We start from the raw sequence: 23432 nt of genomic DNA on the forward strand, positions 1-23432 counted from the left end.
CTTATTATTAAAATTTGCTTAACCTATACATATCATTCTCGATATATATAACTATAAATATAGCACATAAATTCTAAGAATCCAAATTAATCTACCTGATAAAAACTACATTTTTATAACTTTATAGTTTCATTTCGTCGCATTTGTATCATTTTTTTAACACTTTTGTAAATTAAAAAATGGTTTCCATAACATTTTAGATGAATAAAAATTAATTTATTTTTTAATTATTTTCCCCTATAAAATTTTAAATTTTCATAAGTTAAAATATAAAAATAACTAAAAACGAAGTTTAATTTTTAGTTATTTTTATATAATCAATATACATTATTATTTATAAAAAATATAGAAAACTGAATTTTTAGGACTAAACACCTTTTTTATAGTATTCATATAAAACCCCTCCTAAAAATTAGGAGGGGTCCATACTTTTATAATCCGGCCTATACGGCCGCTATCACAGATACTTCTACCAAGAGTGATTCCCTGGCCATATTAGCTTCCACACAGGCTCTTGCCGGAGCAGTTCCTTCCTCCACCCAGCTGTCCCAGACTTCATTCATCTCTTTAAACTGGTCCATATCTTTAATATAAACTGTAGCCGAAAGAACCTTATTCTTATGGCTCCCGATATCAGCCAGAAGCTGATCTACCTTTTCCAAAGTTGTTTTTGTTTGTTCTGCCATTCCCTTTGTTTCATCTTTGGGAACCTGCCCACATAAATAAGCTACATTATTATGAATCACTGCATGACTCATCCTTTTTTTAGTGTTATGTCGTTCAATACTCATGATTATTCTCCTTTTATTTCAATTTTAGTTTCGGGAATTATTTTTTCAGCAGTAACCAGATGGTAAAGATAAAGCACAATACACGAAGATCCTATCCCAACTATTGTAAATGGTATCGTGGAATTTGTATAAAGGTTATATACAGTGAAACAAATCCCTGTAACCATAGATAAGATGGCCCCCTTATAGTTTAATACCATTCGCTTCTTTAAAATATAACCTAAATAAATAGGTCCCAATAGAACTACCGCTGACAGTCCATATGATAATATAAGCCACTGAAGAGCCTGAGGGTATAAAATTGCAAGAAAAGCTGCTAAATAAGTCACCACAACTGCCGCTATCCTCGTTATCAAAAGTTTATTGGAAAAATTATTTAAAGGCATTACCTTCTTAAAAAAATCTTCCGATACACTTACTACTACTGACTGGATAGACCCATTCACTGTAGATAATATACTCACCATAAGAAATCCGGAGAAGAGACCCATAAACCATTTAGGAAATTGGGCTAAAAGCCACCCTGTAGCCATCTCTCCGTCCATTCCAGGCATAAGACTCCTAACTCCTATTCCTGTTACTACAGACCATATTTCAACTATTATTATTACTACTCCTGTTATAATCAGACTTTTTTTGACACTTTTAGCATCTTTAATAGCGCATATCCTTTGGATCGCCATCTGATTGGTAATCCCACCAGGAATTACAGAGGTAACCCAGAGGAGTATTGTCCCCCATCCAATAAGGGTCATTCCCTTTGGAAATTCTGTCATATCTTTAGGTACCCTGGAGATCATCTCTCCTACACTTCCATTCATATTTATAAGGAAAAATAAAGATACTGCGGTTACTATCAGCATCATACAGCCAAAGAAAAAATCTGTCCATGCTACAGATGAAAGTCCTGCTGGAAGTACAAATATCAGACAAAGAGTTGCAAATCCTACGATCATATATTTAGGATCTACTCCAATTATAGGTGAAAATAATTTGGAAAAAGCTACTAACTGTGTACAGAGCCATCCAAACGGTACTATTATTGCTGCTATGGTAGAAAATAAGGCTAAGCCCCTGTTTTTCCCATAGAGTTTTTCCAAAACATCAGGTATAGTATTAAAATTTTCTTTTCTCAACCAATCCGCTATAAAACATAATACAAAAAATATACATGCCATTATGATTCCATAGGTCAGTACACTCCATCCATGTGTATACCCTATACCTACATGGGCTACAACAAAACCTCCACCCATTATTGCTGCAAATTGTGTACCTATTGTTACGTATAATGGTAGTGATCTTCCCCCATTAACCCAAGCCTCTTCACTCCCCTTAGTTTTTCTGCTTATTACATAGGTTATCGAAAACCCTATACCTATAATGATAACAGAAAAAATTATAACTACTAATGCCGAACTCATAAAATACCTCCTATTTTATTTGGGTAAAAGGCTATCATTATGAGTTCAATATTATTAGTAGGCTTGACGGCCTTTTTTATTTTTATTTTGAAAACCTATTCGGAGCAAACCCCGACATATCAACGAACGTTTTCCCATCCATTATGATATCTGCCACAACTTTTCCAGTTACTGGAGCCAGGGCAATTCCGTCTCCCTCATGACCTGCAGCCATAAAAAATCCCTCTATCTCAGTCCATCCAATGAGAGGAAGACCGTCTGGAGTAAATGGTCTCAATCCTCCCATAGTTCTGATTATACTCATATCTTTTAATTGAGGAAAATAAGTAACAGCATTTCTGATAACCTCTCCGATCCCTTCATAGGTAACATTTTTATCATAGCCTACAAATTCTCTTGTCGCTCCAAACATAATATTTCCCTTTGGAGACTGACTTAGAGCAAGTCCAATTCCTAATTTAGCAATCATTTCAGGAGCATCTTTCAAAAGATCCGGATTATGTTTTGCCATCATATATTTTGCCGAAAGAATAGGCATGTCTATAAAATAATCTACTTCATCAGTTATACAGATTTGGCCTCTTCTTGGTTTTATAGGAGCTTCTATCCCTAATTTCTCACATAGCAGAGGTGCCCATACACCAGCTGCATTAATTATAGTAGAAGCATAAAATTTACCTTTTGAAGTTTCCACTCCTATTGCTTTTTTCCCCTCTGTAATTATCTCCTTTACTTCTGTTCCCAAAACTATCTTCGTTCCGTTAGCCTTAGCTCCCTTTGCAAGAGCTATGTTTAAGGCTATAGGATCAACTTCTCCATCCATTGGACTATAAGTAGCTCCTATAATATCCTGGGAGATTCCCGGTTGAAGTCTGTTTACCTCATCCAATGAAATAATATCAACATCCAATCCTGTTTTTTTCTGTTTTTCTACAAACCCTTTCATTATCTCCATCTCTTTTTCATTTTCAATGAGGATCATCCCACCTTTTTGCCTGAAGTGGATAGGTTCCCCTAACTCTTCTTCTAAAGTTTTGTACATCTTTAAACTTTCAAGAGCTAAGGCTAAATGCACACCTGGTTTTTTAGACTGCATCAACACCAGCTGGTCACTAGAACCCGATGCACCTCTGGCATGGTCATATTTTTCAAAGAGAGTTACTTTTTTTCCTCTTTTAGAGAGGTTGTAGGCTATAGAAGTTCCGATTACTCCCCCACCTATTACAATTACATCTGTATCATTTATATTTTTATTGTTCATAGTTTCTATTTCACCTCCAAGAATTCACTTATTTTTGCTACTCTTGCAGGGGGTCTAGATGAACCTGGAGTTATTTTTTCAGGAGATTCCACCTCTGAAAGCATTCTAGCGATAATCTTCCCACAACTTCTTCCCTGACAGAGACCCATTCCTGCATGGGTTCTTATCTTTACTCCCGCTACAGTTGTAGCCCCGTCTTTTATAGCCTCTTTTACATCCTCTACTGTTACTTCCTGACATCTGCATACAAAAACTTTATCATTACACATTATTTTACCCCCTATAGATGGTTCTTATTCCCATAAAATATTCTTTTGGAATTTCTACACTGATAAGAGTTGTACCATCATTTTTTTTATCATTTTTTACATTTAATACTTTACCGTCAGCAATATATTTTCCAAATCTGTCTCCACAAGGAACTTGATCTCCTTTTTGGGGGAGGGGCAGATATTCAAATGGGAATTCTACCATTGATGTTTTTTCACTGTAGTTTTTATGAATTTTAAAAATAGCCAGTCCAGGACATTTTGGAATACAAACGCCACACCCTATACATTTTTCCCCATCTAATTTAGGAAGATTTGTAATTGAACTTCCCACCTCTATTGCACCAAATGGACAAGCTGCCTCACAAGGATTACAAGGTATTTTCTGAACACACTCTATTGATACAACAGGCCCTTTTTCAAATCTTTCCTCACTTGGGGTTCCAGGACAGCCTTTTATCTCATCCATAGAAGGAACTCCCGTAAACTTTACTCCTCTATTCATTAGCATCCTCCATATATCTACTTATCTGAACATTTTTCGATTGTTTTCTTTTTTCACCAAATTCTCCATCTCTCAAAGTATTTAATCTATTCCATACCTGATCTTTCAACTCTTTTGCTTTCTCTCTACTATAAAGTCCCAGAGATTCTGAAGCCGCTATACCAGCTAGACGCCCCTCTTCCATAGCAGAACTGGCCTCTTCTACTCCCGAAATATCTCCTGACACATATATTCCCGGAATTGTAGACTCCATATTTTCATTGTGTTTTGGTACATGTCCTCCAAAAGTCGGAATAAATGTAAAATCACACCCAATAGTCCAGGCTATTTCAGACATAGGACTAAGCCCTACAGCAATACAAATAGTGTCTACATCTAAAATCTTCTCTGTCCCTTCAATCATTTGAAATCTGTCATCCAATTCACATATCTCTACCTTACTTACTTCACCATCTCCCATGGCTCTTTTTACAGTATGAGAAGTATAGATAGGAACTCCTCCACGACTGATCTTAGATGCATGAACACCATATCCACTAACATTTGGAGCTGCTTCTACCAACCCGACTACATCAGCACCGGCCTGCATCAACTGGTAAGAAACAATTAATCCTACATTCCCTGATCCAACCATCAGAACTTTTTTTCCTGGTAAAACTCTATTTACATTTATCATCGTTTGAGCTGCTCCTGCCCCCATGACACCTGGAAGATCAGATCCTGGGAAAGCAAGGGTATTTTCTGTAGCCCCTGTTGCAAGGATAATTTTATCTCCTTTTATTTGATGCTGCTTACCGTCTTTTGAATAGACTACTGTTCTTCCTTCAAATATCCCATAAACAGGAGCATCCAGTATAACATTCACTCCTAACTCCTTCGTTTCCTCCAAAAGTTTAGTTCCTATGTCGTATCCCCTGGTTCCTGCCAGATGTTCCCTTGAACCAAAGAACTTATGAATCTGCTTAAAAAGCTGCCCTCCGGGTTTTTTATTTTCATCTAAAACAGTAACTTGACCTCCGGATTTTGCAATTTCTATTCCTGCAGCAAGACCTGCAGGTCCGCCCCCTATAATTACAACCTGAGTTTCTTTCATTACTCCTCCCCCTTTCCATATCCGATCTGTGTTTCTACACTCATTCCTTCCTCTACAGGAGTTACACAAGTTCTGACATTGGGTTTTCCATTTACTACCATGACACAGTCTGTGCACCTTCCTATTCCACAATAGACTCCTCTATCCCTCTTGTATTTAGGAGTTTTTCTAAATTTTCTTATCCCTGCACTCATAAGAGTTGCCGCTATTGTCTCACCTGCCATAGCATTTAATGGCTTTCCATTGTAATAAATAGTGACATATTCTTTTCTTTCTTCCTCACCTAGTATCGGATGATCAACTACCCTCATCTTATAACCTCCTTTTTTTATCCACTTAATAAAATGATTACATGATAAGTATATGGCTGAGATTATCTGTGAAAGCAACCTAAAAAATAATATTTATTTTTATTAAAAAAAAATGCTTTTTAATTAATTTTTTTGACCCCTTTATTTTTGTGACGTTCAGTTAAAGTGTTTAAAAACTAAAGTTTTTGTTCTGCAGATTCAAAACACCCCTCACAGATGAGTAGCCAAAATTTTGTTTTTAGATAAAATGGAAGTATAATTAAAATAGAATCAAATAAATTGAGGTGAAAAAAAGTGAACAGTGATGAGATAAACTACGACTACTCTATATTGAAAATCCTTGAAAAACATCAAAAGCCTACAGGTGCTTCCCTAATAAAAAGGGAACTTAAAAATTTAAAGATAAGTATCAGCGAAGCAACTATTGGGAGAATCCTTTTCAACTTAGATAACATTGGCTTAACTATAAAAGATGGGTATAGGGGCAGAGTTATAACCGACAAGGGAAAACTTTATTTAAAAAATATCCAAAGGAAAAAAGACAGAAGAAAAAAAGGAGAATTATTTTTAAATGTTCTGGATATCCAGGAGATCGACAAACTTTTAGAAGCTTTAGAAGCTAGAAAGGTGATAGAGAGCCAGATGGCTAAATTTGCCGCCACGAATTCCAATATTCAAACGGAAAAAGATTTTAAGGTAATTATAGAAAGTCATGAAAAGGTGGTAAAGAATCTTGCTGAATATGAATATAATATCCCCTTTCATAAGTATGTAGCTACCCTTGCAGGAAATAAAATATTGGAACTCATGCTTCAAATGGTGATGGATGATACTAGGTTTACTCCAGCCTTAAAAAAAATAGAAAAAAGTTTGGGAACAAAAACTATTGAGGAACATAAAATTATAGCTACGGCTATAATAAAAAAAGACCCTGAAGGTGCTGAGAAAGCCATGTCTAATCATATAGAAGCTCTTATAGAAAAGGTCAAAAAAATTAAGGAAACAAAATATATTTAATTAAAAAAAAAAGCCCTCCTAATTTTTTTAGGAAGGCTCTTTCTCTATTCACAATTTTTTATCTTTTAACTATTCCATCTATCTCTAATGCTACCTTTAATATTTCTTCTAAATCTTCTAATTTTAACATATTCGGCCCATCACAAGGAGCACAGTCTGGATCTTCATGTACCTCTGCAAATATTCCATCTACTCCTACAGCTAGTGCAGCTCTCATAAGTGGGAATACATATTCACGATTTCCACCTGTACAAGTTCCCTGTCCTCCTGGGATTTGTACTGAATGGGTAGCATCAAATATCACAGGATATCCAAATTCTCTCATCTCCATGAATGATCTCATATCTACCACAAAGTTGTTGTATCCAAAGGTTGCTCCCCTTTCACACAACATAAAGTTTTCACTTCCAGCTTCCTGCATCTTGTTTACCACATTTTTCATATCCCAAGGAGCTAAAAATTGACCTTTTTTAACATTTACAGGTAACCCTGTTTTAGCAGCTGCTACTAATAGGTCTGTCTGTCTACATAAAAATGCAGGTATTTGTATCATATCTACAACTTCTGCTACCCTTTCACACTGCCAAGGCTCATGTACATCTGTAATCACAGGTATATCATAGGTATCCTTTACTTTTTGTAAGATTCTTAATCCCTCATCTATCCCTACTCCTCTAAATCCGTGGATCGATGATCTGTTAGCTTTATCAAAAGATGATTTAAATACATAATTTATTTCTAACCTGTCGCAAATCTCTTTGATCTTACCAGCTACTCTGATACTCATCTCCTCGGATTCAATTGCACAAGGCCCTGCTAAAAGAGTAAATTTACCTTTATTTCCACCTATCTCAAATCTATCTGCTATTCTTACTGATTTTACCTCTTTCATCAACATATTTATTCCTCCCTATCGCCTACGGCGAAATAATAAATACAGGGCAATTCATGAATTGCCTCTCTATAAACTCAAATTTTATTTTCAATCATAAACTTATTCAAAATTAAGATTTTACCTTATAAAATATTGTTCCAATATATTCCCATACAGCAGCCCTGATATCTGCAAAATTACCGGCATTGGGAAAATAACTATCCATCCCGTAACTCTCTTTATATCTGGACAGATACCCTGTAGGAGCTGGTATTACCTCCACACCATATTTTTCAAAGATATATTTTGATCTTTTCATATGTGTTGCAGAAGTTATAAGAGCTCCTTTTTTATACCCATTTTTATCCATTATACCTTTTGTTAATTCTGCATTTTCTTCTGTGGTTCTGCTCCTACCTTCAATTATTATATCACTTGCAGGCACTCCTAGATCCACCATTAATTCCTTATATATACTTCCCTCTGATTTTTCTCCATTATACACTATCCCACCTGTAACTATTATTTTTTTAGGAGATTCTTTATACAGACGTACTCCCTCAATTACCCTAAATAATGCTGCTTTACTTGGACTGCCAGTTGAAGAAGATAAACTTTTAGGAGAATTATCATAGATCCCTCCTCCCAAAACCACATAACAATCGACTTCCTCCAGCTGATCTCTAGCTATGGGAAGATAGTTTTTTTCCAAGGGCTGTACTATCATATCTTTTACCGGTTCAATAGATAATAAATAGATAACTGTTATTGTCATCAACAACAAAAACTTTGCCTTCGCTGCAGATCTTTTACGAAAACTCATTATAAATACAATGATCAGAAGAATTATAAATATCCCAGGAGATATCAATATATTCGATATAAATTTTTGTAATAAAAACACCTTCCCCCTCCTTCTCAATTATAAACATTTTCTCATCAACTACCCACAGACTATATTTTTGTTATTTCTAAATATTTGCCAGCATTTCCTCTAGACATTGTCTCGCTACTATTCTATCGTCAAAATCAAATGTTTCTTCTCCGACAGTTTGTGTAACCTCATGCCCTTTCCCTGCTATTAATACAATATCATCTTTTTTTGCCATCATTATTGCTTTTTTTATAGCTTCCCCTCTATCTGGGATTATTTCATACTTTTCAGTTTCTTTTTTATTATTTTTATCTAAAAAAGCTTTTTCTATATCCGACATTATACTTTCAAGAGGTTCTGTTCTTGGGTTGTCTGATGATAATATCGTATAGTCACTGAGTCTTGCAGAGGCTTCTCCCATTCCAAATCTTTTATCTCTACCTTTGTTTCCACCACACCCGAATATTGTTATTATCCTGCCATTCTTAATTTCATTGAGTGCTCCGAGTATATTACTTAGACCATCCCCTGTATGGGCATAATCTACTATAACACTAAAGTCTTGTCCACAGTTCACACCTTCAAATCTCCCTGGAACTCCTTCTATTTTTTTTATTTTATTAATGGTTTCTTCTACATCAAAACCTAATTTGATACAGATACCTAATCCCGTTAATATATTTAACATATTAAATTTACCCAATAAATTAGTCTTTACTATATATTCTTTATTGTCGTAAGTTATAGATAATTTTTGACTTGAATTAGTTATCTCTATAGTTTTCCCTTTTAGGTCACCTACATTTTCACCAAAACCAAGTCCACCAAATTCATCATACAGCTTCTTTCCAAATTTATCTCCAATATTATATACTCCATTACTTTTATCTTTCAATTTTAAGAATAATTTTCTCTTTGCATTGAAATAGCCATCTACCGTTTTGTGGAAATCTAAATGATCTATCGTTAAATTAGTAAACCCAGCTACATCAAAATTTAACATTGCTACCCTTCCCATTTCAAGAGCGTGGGAACTCACTTCCATAATTAAATAATTTATATTCTTTTCAATAGATTCCTTACACATTTTTACCAGATCCATAGATTCCGGAGTCGTATTTGGAGCAGGAATAACCTTATTTCCTATCTTATACTCTACCGTCCCTATCCTAGCTACTTCTATATCACCCATTAATTTTTCCAGTATATATGTTGTTGTTGTTTTTCCATTGGTTCCTGTGATTCCTATTACAGTCATTTTATTTTGCGGCCAATCATAAAAATTAGAAGCTATAACCCCTAAATGCAGCCTAAGATCTTCCACCAAGATATATGTAATCTCTTTATTTAATATCTCAACTTCTTTAGAAACCAATATACATCTAGCACCTAATGATACAGCCTTTTCTATATAGTCATGCCCATCAACAGTGCTTCCATCTAGTGCAGCGAATATATTTCCTTCCACTATTTTTCTCGAGTCATACTCCATTCCGGTAAACTCCATCTCTTTCCCGGAGTTTAATATTTTATATTCAATATTTTTTAATATTTTTTCTATATCTTTCATTTTTACCTCCTATAATCTCCTATAGCAAAGTTTCAAACTTAATTTTAAATGTATCAAATCTTTTAATCTATAATGATTTTATATTTTAAATATTTATTTTTTGCCCTATATTCAACTGAACTGCTTTTTCATATATAGTTTTTGCAACATATAGATCTAAAAGAGCCATCCCTACTGATTTGAAAAAGACAGTTTCATCAATTTTTTTTTCTTTATCCTTTAGAAAAGAACCTATAGTGTGGATTTGTTCCTCTTTAATTAGACCTTCTGCTAATGGATAACAAAGGTCTCCTGATTCTTCCTTTGCAAAATAAGTGTCTGTATAGATCTTATCTACAAGAGAATATATATCCTTTGGAAGCTCCCTCATAGTAGGTTTATATGATCCTATTGCAATAAAAGTTTTACCTTTTAGAAGCTCAGCTTTGTTAGGCAAAACAGGCTTATCTGAGCTGGTAGCAGTAACCACAATATCAGTCCCCTCTAAAACCTCTTCTACAGAACTGCAAATAACTACCTCTACATCGATCTTCTTTTTTAAACGATTAGAAAAATCTTTTAATTTTTCTATATTCCGTCCATAAATTTTCACTTTTTTTATAGGTCTGACTTTTGATATAAACAATATCTGCTGAAAACCTTGGACTCCTGTTCCTATAAGTCCTAAAGTAGAGGAGTTTATTTCAGAAAGATACTTAGCTCCTACTCCTCCCACTGCCCCAGTTCTAACTTCTGTCAGCGTTTTTCCATCTATCATTGCTAGTGGTTCTCCAGTATTAGGATCATTTAAAGTCATAAAACCATCTATAACCGGCTTGCCTACTTGACTATTTTCAGGAAAGATCGTCAAAGATTTTGTCCCAAAAATTTCATCTGTAAAACAAGGCATATAGAGAAGTGTATTTTCTTTGTTATTTACATGGATCCTATCTGGCATATCAAAATTATTATCTTCATAAGCTAAAAATGCATTTTCTACACTATCCATAACTTCTTCTAAAGAAATTATCTTTTCAATTGCTGCTCTATTTAAAAAAATCATATTTCTGTATGATAAATATTAGTTTTTATCATACCCTCCTCTTCATTATAGATATAAATTCCTAATCTATTACTCATATTTTTGGCAGTTAAATTCTATAGATACCAAATATTTTTTTTATTTTAACCCTCACTATTTAAATTTTCTTCAGAAAATTTTCAGGTATCTCTCTCTCTATCTCGATGTTATACTTAGGTATATTTACATAGTATGAATAAAGAAACATCATACTTTCCTTGCTGATCCCATATTTCATATCTCCTACAATAGGCATCTTCTCATTGGCTAACTGAACTCTCAACTGATGAGTTCTTCCTGTTCCAAGGAGTCCTTCCAGCAGAGTTCTTTCTTTTCCATTTTTAATTGTCTTGAAGTAACTGATACTCTCCTTAGCACCCTCTTCATACTCATCTAATTCTATCACCTTTGTTTCTGTCTTCTTCAGATAAGATTTAATTGTAAATTTATTTTTTTTCGGTTTCCCGTCTACCAGGATATAATATTTTTTCTCTACCCTTCTCTCTCTGATCTCTTCCGATAATTCTCTTACTACCGGTAAGGTCTTAGCTCCTATAATCATCCCTGAAGTAGCCTTATCTATCCTGTTTACAAAGGTAAAATTCATATTATTTGTATATGCTTTTAACATCTCTGACAATCCATAGTCATGTCCACTTCCCTTGTGCATTACCATATTTGGTTTTTTATCAAATATCAGTACCCTCTCATCTTCATACACAATTCCGGCTTTTAGATATTTTATTTCCTTCTCTGTCAATTCTATAAATGATTTTTGCACAGTAGCTCCCTCACGTAAAAATACATTTACTACGTCACCTACCTGGAGCCTGTATTTTCCTTCTACTTTTTTCCCATTTACCTTGATCTTCTTGGTTCTAAGATATTTAAATATCTCTCCTAATTTTACTCCCTCATATTTTTTTCTGACAAACTTATCCACTCTAGTATCTTTGTATTCCTCTGTTATCTTATAATCCATTATTCCACCTCTAAAACTATTCTATTTCTTAAAATTATATCATATAATTCCCATTCTTTCCTAAATTACATAAATTCAAATAACATTTTTACAATTTATTAAAAATATCTTATAATGGAGTAATCATTGTTAAATTTTAAACAATGTTTCATAATGTTAATTAATTTTATTAGGGGGAATTTACATGGATTTTATGAAAATCCAGATATTAGCTATCGGAATGCTGATACTTGGTGCGTACACAGGGGGAGTAATTGCTAAAAAGATAAAATTAGGGGAAACTGTAGGTCAAATTTTAGGTGGTATGATTGTAGGACCGCATTTTTGGACACTTGTACATGATTGGGCTGCTACAAAGGAAAATTTAGTTTCTACATCTGTTTTTCACAAATTAGAATATTTATATACCCATGGTTTTATAACCTATGGAAATGTTATAGAAGAAAGTCATTTTTTCGTCTTTTTCTTCTTAGGGCTGATAGCCTTCAGTTTAGGGGAGGAACTTCACTTTGATAGATTGAAACAGATGGGAATTAAACCAACCATCATATGTCTTACTCAGGCAATGCTTGCATGGGTTTCTATAACTCTGGTCTTTTATAAAGTGTTTCATTTTCCAGTTATAAATGCCGCCATTGTAGGTTCTATAGGAATAGCTACAGCACCGGCTCTTACATTTATCCTTATGAACAAATTAAAAGTTGAAGGAAAATTAAAAAATATTTTGGCCAATATCGTGGTATTAGATGATATTATCGAAGTTATATTCTTTTCTGTATTTTTAGGTATAGCCGTAATGATGCAGAATGGGGAGGAACTATCCTTTGGATTTCTTGCTTTTGAAGTTATAAAGGAATTTTTCTTTGCTATTTTAATAGGAGTTGTTATTTTTTTCCTCCTAAAATTCACTGTTAAACCTAAAAAGGTAGACGAGACAGAGGGACTTGAAATTGAAGTTGAAAGTTTTTACGGGCCCATGCCTTCAATAGAACTTTTCTTTATTATCTCAGGAATTATCGCTGTAGGTTCTGCTGTGGCACTGCATTTCCACTTACCATTCTTGGTAATGGCAGTAGTTGCCGGTGCTTTAGTATCAAATTATCATTATCATGCTATCTTTCATTCCCTGCAATTAGGTAATGTTATGCCGGCCTTAAATTTATTCTTCTTTGCACTAATCGGAGCCAGTGTAAAATTAGAAACTTTCTCCAGTAAAACATTTGTCTTTGTCTTAGGATATCTGTTGGTAAGAGGTAGTGCAAAACTTATAGGAACATGGCTTGGATGTCGTATAACAGGTCAGGAAAAAGAGATCACAAATAGTTTACCAAAACTGATGCTTCCCCAGGCTGGAATGGCAGCAGTCGAAACTATCCTGGTAGCTACTGTCTTAAAAAATAATGGTGGAGATCTTATCTTCAACACTATCATTCCTGCTCTGGTTATCTTTGAGATTGGAGGAGCATGGATCTCTGAGAGAACCCTTATCTCCTGGAATAAATTTATGGGTGAAAAATATAAATCCCATAAAAAGAAAAAACATTTTGCCATTGAAGATATCGTGGGAAATATTTGGGAATTTAAAGCCCAGAATAAAGAGAATACAGTTGAAAAATTAACTGAACTTCTTAAAGAAAAATCATTGATCAAAGATACCCATGAAATTTCCCACGCAATTTTAACCAGGGAAAAGTTAGCCAGTACAGCTTTGGGTAAAGGAGTCGCTATTCCTCACTGCCGTACAGATGAAGTGAGTAAAACTATCTGTGTGTGTGGGTTCTTAGAAAACCCTGTAGAGTGGAACTCTCCAGATGGAAAACCGATAGATATAGTTTTTCTGGTTATCACTCCTAAGGATAAACCTCAGGAATATCTCCAGACTGTTAGGAGTATAATTCTTACCTTAAAGGAGTTAAGTCTTGAAGGGGAACTAAATCATAGTTTGTTGAGGAATATATTGGTAGGATAAAATTAAAGAGCCACTCAGAAATTTTCTGAGTGGCTCTTTTTTTATAACGTGAACCTGACCATCATGACCTTCGAAAAAAGTTCCAAAGTTTCCGTCTTTGATACGGGTTACCTTTTTTCTTGAAAAAAAAGCTAACGGAAAAATTCAAGAAGGTTTATAATTGTCTTTGTGAGTAAGTCAGTGGATCCCTGTTTCTTAGTGGGGTACCTGACGGGCATGGTATGTACGACGAAACTCGCTAAATATTTACTGTGAAGTCTGACGACTATAAACTTCAAAATTAGACTTTAAATCCAAAGATAAATCAAATATTTTTATAAATTTTTTTTCATATTTCATGTACACAATTTTTATAATGTCATTTTATTTCATTACCCACTTTAAAAAAACCTCCTAATTTACCTCCTAAGCCCTTCTAAAAACTTCCCCTTGTGATTATATAGGTTGTTTGCTTAAAACTCAAACTAGGAACGTCCATATTCCTTGGTACCATTGGGGTTGAGAGATGAGAAATGACTTAGACCAGTGAGTAGACTAAAAGACCACTGATTGGACCTTTAGTCCATTCAGTGGTCTTATTTAGCCCTAAAAAATGGGTTAAATTACAGTATTTTAGAAAAACTTTACTATAGATGTCTCCCTACGAGGGTTCATATTTAAAATTAGATTTAATTATATCTAATTTTAATAATTATGAAATCCCCGCCAACAAGGGAAGAGGGTCTCTTTTTTTATCCATTGAATTCCACCTTATAAACCTTGGCATCTTCTTTTAATTTCAACTCACCTTTTTGAACAAATGAAATTAATATTCTTTGTCTAAATTTTTCTAATTTTTCTTCTGGAGTTCCGTTGCCTTTTAAAAACCTATATTTTAAAACCTCTTCTTCTCCCTTAACTTCAATGATATCTTTTGTATCAATTATTTTTAGATACGCATAACCAACATTATCATCAAATTTTTTCAATATATTCTTATCATATTCATTCTCATCATTAGAATCATAATGAATGAATCCTTCTATATCATTTGAATCCAATATATAGATCCCTTCCTTATCACTATCTAAATTATAAATTGGACTTTCCACCCCATTGTATTTATAAATTCCTTCCAATATTTCCCCATATTTTTCAAAATATTTTTCATCTAAATCCGACTTAATTATAATATTTTCTTTTACAGAACCTTTTTTATCATAGAAAAAATCACCTATATATATTCCGGTCAAAATAACCCATGGTTTCCCTTTTATTTTTTCCAAAGTTTTTTCTATCTTTTCTCCACTTTTAATACTTTTCTTATCTAGTGAATTTACAATTATTCTTTCTATCCTCTCGTTTTGATCTTTTCCTAAAGGTTCTATTATAAATTCTATTCTATCACCTAAATAAATTTCAGTAAAAAACTCTTTTTCCATATACCGAATTATTCCCACTGATTCTATTGGTGACTCTTCTTTTTTATATAAATATTTATCAAATTTATTTAACATTTTTACAATTCTCGAAGTACTCAATATATTCTTTAAGATTTCTTTCATAGTTTTTATTTTATCTAGCGATATTTCCGATTCTATTATTTTTTCCTTTTTCTTCTGTTCTGTGTCTTTTTCAAATTCAATTAATAAACCTTTTACATCTTTATAACTTTCTTCTGTTATATTAATTTTATCTTTATTATTTTCTAAATCATTCAATAACCCACTAGCCTTCACTTTAAAATTATTTACTCTCTCAATTGATTTTTCTATCCCTTTCATATTTTTATTTTTAAAATATCGTCTTAAATGCTCATCATCTGACAATATTTTTTCATTCCTTTTGAATTGGCTACCCTTGGCTAACAACTCAAAAAATAATTTTTTTATTTCACCTGTTTCTCTTCCATCCCAGATAGTTACTCCTATTATTTCAAACTTTGGTACAAAATAATTTTCCCAATCCAATTCAGTTGCTATTTCTTTTTCTTCTATAAATTCATATAACTCTATTAAATCTATTAAACTATTCTTTAACAATATTTTTTCTATATATTTTATATACTTATGGATTTTTTTATATTGAATTCTATTATTTTCTCTCTTACTTTTTTCTTCTCTTAAATATAGTAAAGCTCCAAAATAAATTGAGGTTTCTAATAATTTATAATCTTTTTTTAGTCCTTTCTTATATTTAAATTGATATTTTATCAAACGAATAAACTGTTCAAAAAAATAAAAATCATCATTTTTTACAGATTTTTTTATTCCCTCGACAATAACTTTAAAAATTTGTGAATACCATTTAATACCTTCTTCAAAATTTTCCTTATAAATTTTCCAAAGTCCAAGTACATCAAAGTCTAATCCAAAAATAACTTTTGAAGCAAATTTATCAGTCCCATCTTTATAATAATAATCATACACTTTAGTTACTCCATAAAATGCTCTATTAAATTTTTCTTTATCATCATTTTTATAATAATAATCAGCTATTTTTATGTGCAAATAAGATATTTTTCTAAAGACATCATCATCTTGATTTTTTATTGCAACATCATAGAGATCATATAGTAATCCTATTAAACTTTTTGTATGTTTTAAACTTATTACATTATTCCTTAATAGTAATAATAATAATTTTTTATTTTCATCAGTTGCTGATGCATCATTATCTTTTACTCCTTGATATAACTCATTTAGTGTAGCATTATATAACTCTACTATTTCTTCTTCTTCCTGCAGTTTTAAAAGTTTATCCAATCCTTCAAAAGAATATAAAGAATTTTCTATTTTCATAATCCATTTTACTGCTTCCATCAATAGAAAAATTAAATATCCAATTGCACCAACTAAAAATATTTTTTCTATTTTAAAAAACAACATTATATAGATAAAAAATGATATATAAAACATATCTCCTTTTTTAGTCAGCATCAATAATAACTGTCTTTTTGATTTACTTTTAAACCCAATTATGTAAAGATAAATTGGAATCATTAAAGCCGTGACCCCTATAAATAAACCAATAAAATTTCCACTATCAAATAAAAATTTAGTTACTCCACCTAACGAATTAGCATATATATAACTTGATTTTAAAATATTGCTTTCAATGATCAAATCCTTTGTTGTTCCTTCTGAAAAACCAAGAATTAAATTTAACTCTTTCTCAAAAAATTTAATCAAAAGAAAATATGAAATATTTAGTATCCAAAATATATTTATATTCCCTATAAAAGAAATCAATTTTTTAATCTTTTTAAAAGATACTTTTTCTTCTAACTTCCTTATGATTTTAAAAGGCATAAAACTTCTAAGACTTTCTTTTTTCATCCATACCCACACAAAACACATATTTAAAGCTACTATCAATATTAATTTAATTACACTAGATTCTATCATCTACTCTCTCCCTATTTATATTTTCTTTATTTAGACGAGTTTAAAAAACTCCATACAAAGTCAGAGTTTTTAATCCTTTTAATTTTGAAGGCGACCACACTTTAACAATAATCATTCTACTAAGAGTAATATCTTTAGACCTTTATCGAAGTTTATAGTCGTTCTACTTCAGCAGTACTGTTTCTACAATGACGATTGTGTCTTACTAACAAAGACAATTTATAAACCTTCTGGCACTTTTTGGTTACTTTTTCTTGCTACAGAGAAAAAGATAACCCGTATTAAAGAGGGACTCTTTATCTCAAAATTCTATGTTTACAAAGTAAATTACTAGTATTTTGGGGATGCCCCTTGCGAGTAGAACTTTTCTCTCCTAATGCTAAAAACATTTTACTATAGGTTTCTCCCTACGAGGGAGAACACCGACAACAGGGGAAGAGGGTCTCCTCCTACAAAAGATCTTCCTCTTTATATGCAGGTCTTTCCTGATATGGGTATCCTATAGAAATTATGCAAAGGAGTCTCTTGTTATTTGGTACTTCCAAGATCTCTTTTGCAAGGACCTCTGCATCTCCTCCATCTTTAGTAAACCTGTTTCTCATCTGCACCCAGCATGATCCTAATCCTTGGTGACGAGCTTCTAACTGGATAAATGTCGATGCAGTACTGCAATCCTCTATCCAGGTGTCAGATATCTCTTCATCTCCTACTACAGCTATGGCTGTAGGAGATTCTGCCAAAAATAATCCTCCCTTTGGTTTTACCATGGATAATTTTTTTAACACGTCTTTATCCTCTATTACTATAAATTCCCATGGTTTTTTATTTTTTCCACTGGGAGCTACTTTCCCGGCAGCTAATATATGATTTATTTTTTCCTCTTCTACTTTTTTCTCTTTATATTTTCTGATACTTCTTCTCTCCAATAAAATCTTTAACATCTTCAATCCTCCCTGAATATATTTAAATTATTTAGTAAAAGTATACCACAAAATTTAATATTACTCTTATCTCCACCACGGTTTCTTTCCATTTAAAATAAACATTAAATCATAAAAAAGAGACGACCTGAGTCATCTCCTAAAAATATATTTAATTTTTCTTTTATCTCTTCTATAGTTTGCTTTTTATTACATCGTATTTTTTTAGGCACCCATTATATAAGTCGATGTTGCTCCTGGTCCGATAGGAATTCCTAAATATGACCATAGAACAAATAAAACTATCCACCCAATTAAGAATGCTACTGAATATGGCACCATCATAGAAACTATCGTTCCTACACCCATCTCATCCTTATCCCTCTTATACTTAGCCGCAAAAGCTACTATAATCGGGAAATATGTCATCAATGGTGATATGATATTTGTCGTTGAATCTCCTATTCTATAAGCTAACATCGTATACTCCGGAGAATATCCTAGCTGCATAAATAACGGAATAAATACCGGCGACATCATAAGCCATTTACTTGTCAGTCCACCCATGAATACATTGATTACTGCCGTCAATAAAATAAATGCAACCATCAATGAAACCCCTGTAAGACCTGTTGATTTTAATAAATTGGCTCCATTAACCGCTATTATTGTTCCTATCTTAGAAGCATTAAAAGCATAGATAAATTGAGCTGAAATAAATATAATTACTATTACAGATGCACACTGCTTCATCGCATCTACAAGACCATCAACTATATCTAGTGCACCATTTTTAAATTTACCACTTGCAAATCCAAATACAACTCCAGGTATAAAGAAAAATAATCCTAAGATAAAGATTATAGCTCCTGTAAACGGGTCAACACTCTTCCCATTGGCATCCACATAAGTTCCCAACGGAGCCCCTTCCATCGTCAATAGATAAATTCCTAAGATAAATAAAACTATAGATAATAATGCCATCTTAAGTCCTTTTTTCTCCCCCTTAGATAACTCAAATTCATTCCCTTCATCTGCTGTATCTTCTTTTCTTATATATTTTCCCAGTGTTGGTTCTACTATTTTATCGGTTACTACCCATCCTATTAAAGTTATAAGAACTGTCGATGCAATTAAAAAATACCAGTTACTCATAGGATCTATTGCATAACCAGAATCTATTATTTGAGCCGCTGGAGTGGTTATACTAGCCATAACTGTATCCACTGTTCCAATTAATAAGTTAGCTGAAAATCCTCCCGATACTCCTGCAAAGGCCGCTGCCATACCTGCTAATGGGTGTCTTTTGAATCCCATAAATATAATAGCTCCCAATGGAATCAACACTACATATCCTGCATCTGCTGCCATATTTGACATGATCCCTGCAAATACTACAACCGGTGTTACCAATGATTTAGGTACTCCTAATACAATCTTCTTTATCATAGCATTTATAAGACCTGATTTTTCCGATACTCCTACTCCCAGCATAGCTATAAGGATAGCTCCGATCGCTGGATGATTTACGAAATTAGGTATTACCATCATAAATAAATTTCTTATTCCCTCTACTGAGATTAAATTTACTATACCTGTTGTTACGTCTACTATGTCTCCACCTTTTACACTTTTATACGTTACTTCCATTCCCAGTTTAGATAATAAAAATGATAATACATATACTCCTACCGTAAACATGAAAAACATAATTACCGGATGAGGCAGCTTATTCCCTACCTTTTCCACTACATTTAAAAATTGTTGAATCCTTTTTTTCTTTGAAACTCCTACTACACTACTACCTTGCATTTTTTTGCCTCCTGTATCATTTTTTATAGATACCAAAGCCCCCTATTTTAAACTATTGCACTAGTTTAATATACTTCTTCATTTATTTCAAGTTTTTTATTAGAATTATTAGAAAATCATTAGTTTTTTTACAGAAAATTTATTTTACTAGATAAAAAAAGAGACGACCTGAGTCATCTCCTTATATTACTACTTCTTGATCAAAGGTGAAATCCAAATATGTATCCCTAGGAATTCCTATGGCTCCTCCCTTTGTTAATAATGCTGCTCCTAAACCAACTGCTGCTCCAGTTCCGGCTCCATCATGTCCATCTATAAGCCCGCCAATAGCTGCTCCTCTAGCTGCTTTTTTAGCTGTATTCTTTCCTGACCCTTCTTCTCCTACATAATTTAGCATATTAGTTTCTATTACTACCAACCTATTATCAACCATTACCTGGGTTAATTTAATGGTTAGTTTAGATGACCCCACCAGCCTTCCAGCCTGAACAGATTCCACAACCGTACCATAAACTTTACTTCCAGATTTTATAGCTACTTTATTATCTATAACTATATCTCCTTCTAATATTGCAGAAAATTTATGTCCTGCATTGTGTTTACTCCCATCTATAGTATCCACAGTTTTTATCATCATAGAAGTTCCTCTTGGTATAACTAACTTTCCTTCCTCACTATAACTTACCAATCCCATCATTAAAAATAATATTGTTATAATTTTTTTCATCATCATCCCTCCATAAACCAGGTTATCTTTCTTTTTATAGAGTGATTATAACATATAACCAACTTTACAATTTCCGGAAAACGGATTTTTTAGTTTTATTCTCAACTAATTTTCTGAATTAATTCTAAAAAAATATTAATCGATCATTGATTTTGAAATGTTAAAAAATGGAAATATTGGTAAGAATCCATCAGGTGAATAATTTACAAGACCTATTTGGAACCCATCTAATTTTTTTGTTGTATTGATCAATCCCCATTGTGCTCCTTTAATATTTTGAGCTACATTGATTGTTCCAATCTGTACTCCCTCACTTTTTCCTTTATGGTAGTTAATTGCCCCTTGACCTAAACCAGTAAAGTTTCCATCGATCTTATTCATTCCAAAAATTGAAAACTGATATCCGGTAAAATCTTTTGATTTAGATAGTGATAATAAATTCAAATCTAGTCCATTGTAGTCTCTTGTTTTATTTCCTTCTCCCATCTCAACTTCACCATCTAAAGTTCCACCTGCCGTCCAGAATAAAACATTTAATCTTGCACCTGTATTTTTTTCATCTATTCCATTTGCCATAGAAATAGAACCTATTACCAACATTAATATTAATACTATTTTTTTCACTTCATCCCTCCAGAGTTTATATTATATATTCTTTACAGGATGATTATAACTTATAAGTGAAAAGCAAGTTTCCGAAAAACGGAGTTTTTAGTTTTTATTTCCTTCAAAAAATTCCCTTAATCTATCCCTATCTATTATTTCTATATATTTCTTTTCTTTGACAATAACCTGTTCCTCAATCAGTTTATTGGTTATCTCATAAAGTCTTGTTTTATTAATATTTAAATAGTCACAATAATCTAAGAATCTTTCATAAAAAACCCTATCCTCTACAGCTGTTATATCCAATATATAGGCAAAATATCCCAAAGGACCATAAGCTAAAAACATTGTCAAAGCTATTGTATTCAATATTATTTTCTCATTGTCATAGACTAACATCTTCAAAAAATCAGCCCTCTCTAGCAACTTTTCAAATAATTTTTTTTCTAAAAACGCTATTTTTGTATCATCATATTTAGCTACACAATCAAAAACATTATCATTGTTGGAATCAAATATATATAAATTTATCCCCATAAATTCTCCTGATTTAAATCCAATTGGATAAAGTATTACCCTATCAGAAAGATGTTTAGAAACTAATACTTCTCCATTTAAAATATATCCAACCTCTCTATCCCAGCCTGAAGTATAGATAAATTCACCTTTTTTAAAAGTTTTTATTTGATATTCATCATTTTTAGCTATCTTAAAAAATTCTTCTTTATTCAATTTATCACCACCTTTTTAATAAAAAACTCAGAGATCACAAAAGTTTGTAGATTTTTTATCTACACTCTTTTGATCACTCCGAGTTTTACATCAACATCCTTTAATTATTTATTTTTTATCTTATCTGCTGATTTATATGCCCAATCAAGAGTTTCATCTACATTTTTTGGCATATAAGCTCTGATTCCTCCAGTATATCTTCCTTCTGGGATATCCAAGTTATTTTTAGTCCCTGGTTTTCCAAAGTTTACAGTATATGATCCATCTGCATTAGGCTCCATATTTGATGAATTTATGGCAAATTCTTTAGTTGCAATCCATCCGGTTTTATCATAGACAGTTATCGAATAAAATGCGTAGTTATCAAAATCTAAATCTGGTTTTTCAAATGTAACTGTAATAGGTTTATCATTATTGAATAACGAATAGACTGCTTGTTCCTTAGCGTACCCACCCCATCCAAGAGCTGATGCTACAGTTGCTGTTTCAAAATCTACATAATTTTTAGTTCCAAACCCATTTTCTAATCTATACGGTTTTGAAGCAAAGTCTTTTTGCAATTCAACGTTTACAATATCAAGTGATTCTTTATCAAAGTTTTTAGGAATCCATTCTTGAGCTGATTTAGCTTCTATATTTATCTTATCTTGAGCTGCATGGGCATCTTTAAGTCCATCTTCTCCAGTGTTTACACCTGTTCTAGCAAGAACATAGAGAAATTCACCTTCTTCTATCTCTGGATTATCTTTATCAATAGTCAGTGATTCTCCATTTTGAATCGAAGCCACTTGATTATGATGACTATCTAATATCAATACAGTTTGATATCCCTCATATTTCTCTAATGAAATTGTAGCTCCTTCCGATACATCTATTATAGATCTCGAATAGAGGGTATCTCTATTCATTCTAACTACATCTTGAGTTTCTACTGTCACAAATTTTCTTTCGTGAACCAAAACATTAGCTTTTTCACCTTGTTTTTTCCACTGTTTCATAAAATACGCATTTGTTTCTGCTTCTTTAAAGTTTGTTTTAGTTACCATAACCGATTTAGTTTTATCAACTGTTTGTTCTTTTCCTGCTTGTTGATTTGTTTCTGTCTTCATTTCATTGTTCACGCATGCTCCTAAAGCAGCTACCAGCATAACTCCTAATAATACCTTCTTCATCGATATCCCTCCTATTCATTCTGAATATAAATTATAATGATAATTTTGGCAATTTTTTTCTATAGAATTATAGTATC

Annotated in this window: 21 protein-coding genes; 2 read left to right on the forward strand and 19 right to left on the reverse strand. The window is 32.6% G+C overall.

Features of this window, described 5'->3' with window-relative positions:
* Positions 1-443: 443 nt before the first annotated feature.
* From K337_RS0110380 to K337_RS0110410, 7 genes are all read right to left on the reverse strand, one after another.
* Positions 444-791 carry a RidA family protein gene (locus K337_RS0110380; protein WP_028856549.1) on the reverse strand — a complete coding sequence of 116 codons (348 nt, stop codon included), beginning with the start codon at positions 789-791 and terminating at the stop codon, positions 444-446.
* A 2-nt stretch (positions 792-793) separates the two neighbouring features.
* Positions 794-2215: a sodium:solute symporter family protein gene (locus tag K337_RS18240; RefSeq protein WP_051251712.1), complete on the reverse strand. Its 1422-nt coding sequence runs from the start codon at positions 2213-2215 to the stop codon at positions 794-796.
* A gap of 82 nt (positions 2216-2297) precedes the next feature.
* The gene (locus K337_RS0110390) at positions 2298-3476 is read right to left on the reverse strand and encodes an NAD(P)/FAD-dependent oxidoreductase (protein ID WP_037029333.1); all 1179 of its coding nucleotides are present in this window, start codon (positions 3474-3476) and stop codon (positions 2298-2300) included.
* 5 nt (positions 3477-3481) lie between these two features.
* Positions 3482-3745, reverse strand: a complete 264-nt coding sequence (locus tag K337_RS0110395) for a (2Fe-2S)-binding protein (protein ID WP_028856551.1) — start codon at positions 3743-3745, stop codon at positions 3482-3484.
* Between the two features lie 4 nt (positions 3746-3749).
* Complete coding sequence (locus tag K337_RS0110400; protein ID WP_156877358.1) at positions 3750-4250, reverse strand: 4Fe-4S binding protein; 501 nt, start codon at positions 4248-4250, stop codon at positions 3750-3752.
* A complete protein-coding gene (locus tag K337_RS0110405; RefSeq protein ID WP_028856553.1) occupies positions 4243-5343 on the reverse strand; it encodes an NAD(P)/FAD-dependent oxidoreductase in 1101 nt (366 codons plus the stop codon). Before K337_RS0110405 ends, K337_RS0110400 begins: the two co-directional genes overlap by 8 nt.
* Positions 5343-5654 carry a (2Fe-2S)-binding protein gene (locus K337_RS0110410; RefSeq protein WP_028856554.1) on the reverse strand — a complete coding sequence of 104 codons (312 nt, stop codon included), beginning with the start codon at positions 5652-5654 and terminating at the stop codon, positions 5343-5345. Before K337_RS0110410 ends, K337_RS0110405 begins: the two co-directional genes overlap by 1 nt.
* Before the next feature lie 294 nt (positions 5655-5948).
* Here K337_RS0110410 and K337_RS0110415 point away from each other — a divergent pair, with 294 nt between their 5' ends.
* Complete coding sequence (locus K337_RS0110415; protein ID WP_028856555.1) at positions 5949-6671, forward strand: FCD domain-containing protein; 723 nt, start codon at positions 5949-5951, stop codon at positions 6669-6671.
* Between the two features lie 58 nt (positions 6672-6729).
* Here the strand turns inward: K337_RS0110415 and kdsA are convergent, their stop codons facing one another.
* From kdsA to K337_RS0110440, 5 genes are all read right to left on the reverse strand, one after another.
* Positions 6730-7569, reverse strand: a complete 840-nt coding sequence (gene kdsA / locus K337_RS0110420; protein WP_028856556.1) for a 3-deoxy-8-phosphooctulonate synthase — start codon at positions 7567-7569, stop codon at positions 6730-6732.
* Between the two features lie 106 nt (positions 7570-7675).
* Positions 7676-8449: a YdcF family protein gene (locus K337_RS0110425; protein WP_028856557.1), complete on the reverse strand. Its 774-nt coding sequence runs from the start codon at positions 8447-8449 to the stop codon at positions 7676-7678.
* A gap of 67 nt (positions 8450-8516) precedes the next feature.
* On the reverse strand, positions 8517-9989 hold the full coding sequence (locus K337_RS0110430) for a UDP-N-acetylmuramoyl-L-alanyl-D-glutamate--2,6-diaminopimelate ligase (protein WP_037029334.1): 1473 nt from the start codon (positions 9987-9989) through the stop codon (positions 8517-8519).
* A gap of 85 nt (positions 9990-10074) precedes the next feature.
* The gene (locus tag K337_RS0110435; RefSeq protein ID WP_028856559.1) at positions 10075-11031 is read right to left on the reverse strand and encodes an ornithine cyclodeaminase family protein; all 957 of its coding nucleotides are present in this window, start codon (positions 11029-11031) and stop codon (positions 10075-10077) included.
* Between the two features lie 136 nt (positions 11032-11167).
* Positions 11168-12031, reverse strand: a complete 864-nt coding sequence (locus K337_RS0110440) for an RluA family pseudouridine synthase (RefSeq protein ID WP_037029335.1) — start codon at positions 12029-12031, stop codon at positions 11168-11170.
* A gap of 184 nt (positions 12032-12215) precedes the next feature.
* Between K337_RS0110440 and K337_RS0110445 the strand changes: the two genes are divergently transcribed.
* Positions 12216-14000 carry a cation:proton antiporter domain-containing protein gene (locus K337_RS0110445; RefSeq protein ID WP_028856561.1) on the forward strand — a complete coding sequence of 595 codons (1785 nt, stop codon included), beginning with the start codon at positions 12216-12218 and terminating at the stop codon, positions 13998-14000.
* A gap of 731 nt (positions 14001-14731) precedes the next feature.
* Here K337_RS0110445 and K337_RS0110450 read toward each other — a convergent pair.
* The 7 genes from K337_RS0110450 to K337_RS0110480 form a co-directional block, all read right to left on the reverse strand.
* Positions 14732-17386, reverse strand: a complete 2655-nt coding sequence (locus tag K337_RS0110450; protein ID WP_028856562.1) for a hypothetical protein — start codon at positions 17384-17386, stop codon at positions 14732-14734.
* 449 nt (positions 17387-17835) lie between these two features.
* Positions 17836-18327: a nitroreductase family protein gene (locus tag K337_RS0110455; protein ID WP_028856563.1), complete on the reverse strand. Its 492-nt coding sequence runs from the start codon at positions 18325-18327 to the stop codon at positions 17836-17838.
* A gap of 204 nt (positions 18328-18531) precedes the next feature.
* Complete coding sequence (locus K337_RS18245) at positions 18532-20118, reverse strand: AbgT family transporter (protein ID WP_037029336.1); 1587 nt, start codon at positions 20116-20118, stop codon at positions 18532-18534.
* A gap of 181 nt (positions 20119-20299) precedes the next feature.
* Entirely contained in the window at positions 20300-20845 is a 546-nt protein-coding gene (locus K337_RS0110465) for a glycine zipper family protein (RefSeq protein ID WP_028856564.1), read from the reverse strand.
* A 135-nt stretch (positions 20846-20980) separates the two neighbouring features.
* Positions 20981-21469, reverse strand: coding sequence for an LA_2272 family surface repeat-containing protein (locus K337_RS0110470; protein WP_028856565.1), 489 nt, complete (start codon positions 21467-21469; stop codon positions 20981-20983).
* Positions 21470-21556: 87 nt separating this feature from the next.
* Positions 21557-22183, reverse strand: a complete 627-nt coding sequence (locus K337_RS0110475) for a Crp/Fnr family transcriptional regulator (protein WP_028856566.1) — start codon at positions 22181-22183, stop codon at positions 21557-21559.
* A gap of 104 nt (positions 22184-22287) precedes the next feature.
* Positions 22288-23355, reverse strand: coding sequence for a DUF1254 domain-containing protein (locus K337_RS0110480; protein ID WP_028856567.1), 1068 nt, complete (start codon positions 23353-23355; stop codon positions 22288-22290).
* Positions 23356-23432: the final 77 nt, after the last annotated feature.

This window comes from Psychrilyobacter atlanticus DSM 19335 (genome assembly GCF_000426625.1).
Taxonomy (GTDB): Bacteria; Fusobacteriota; Fusobacteriia; order Fusobacteriales; family Fusobacteriaceae; genus Psychrilyobacter; species Psychrilyobacter atlanticus.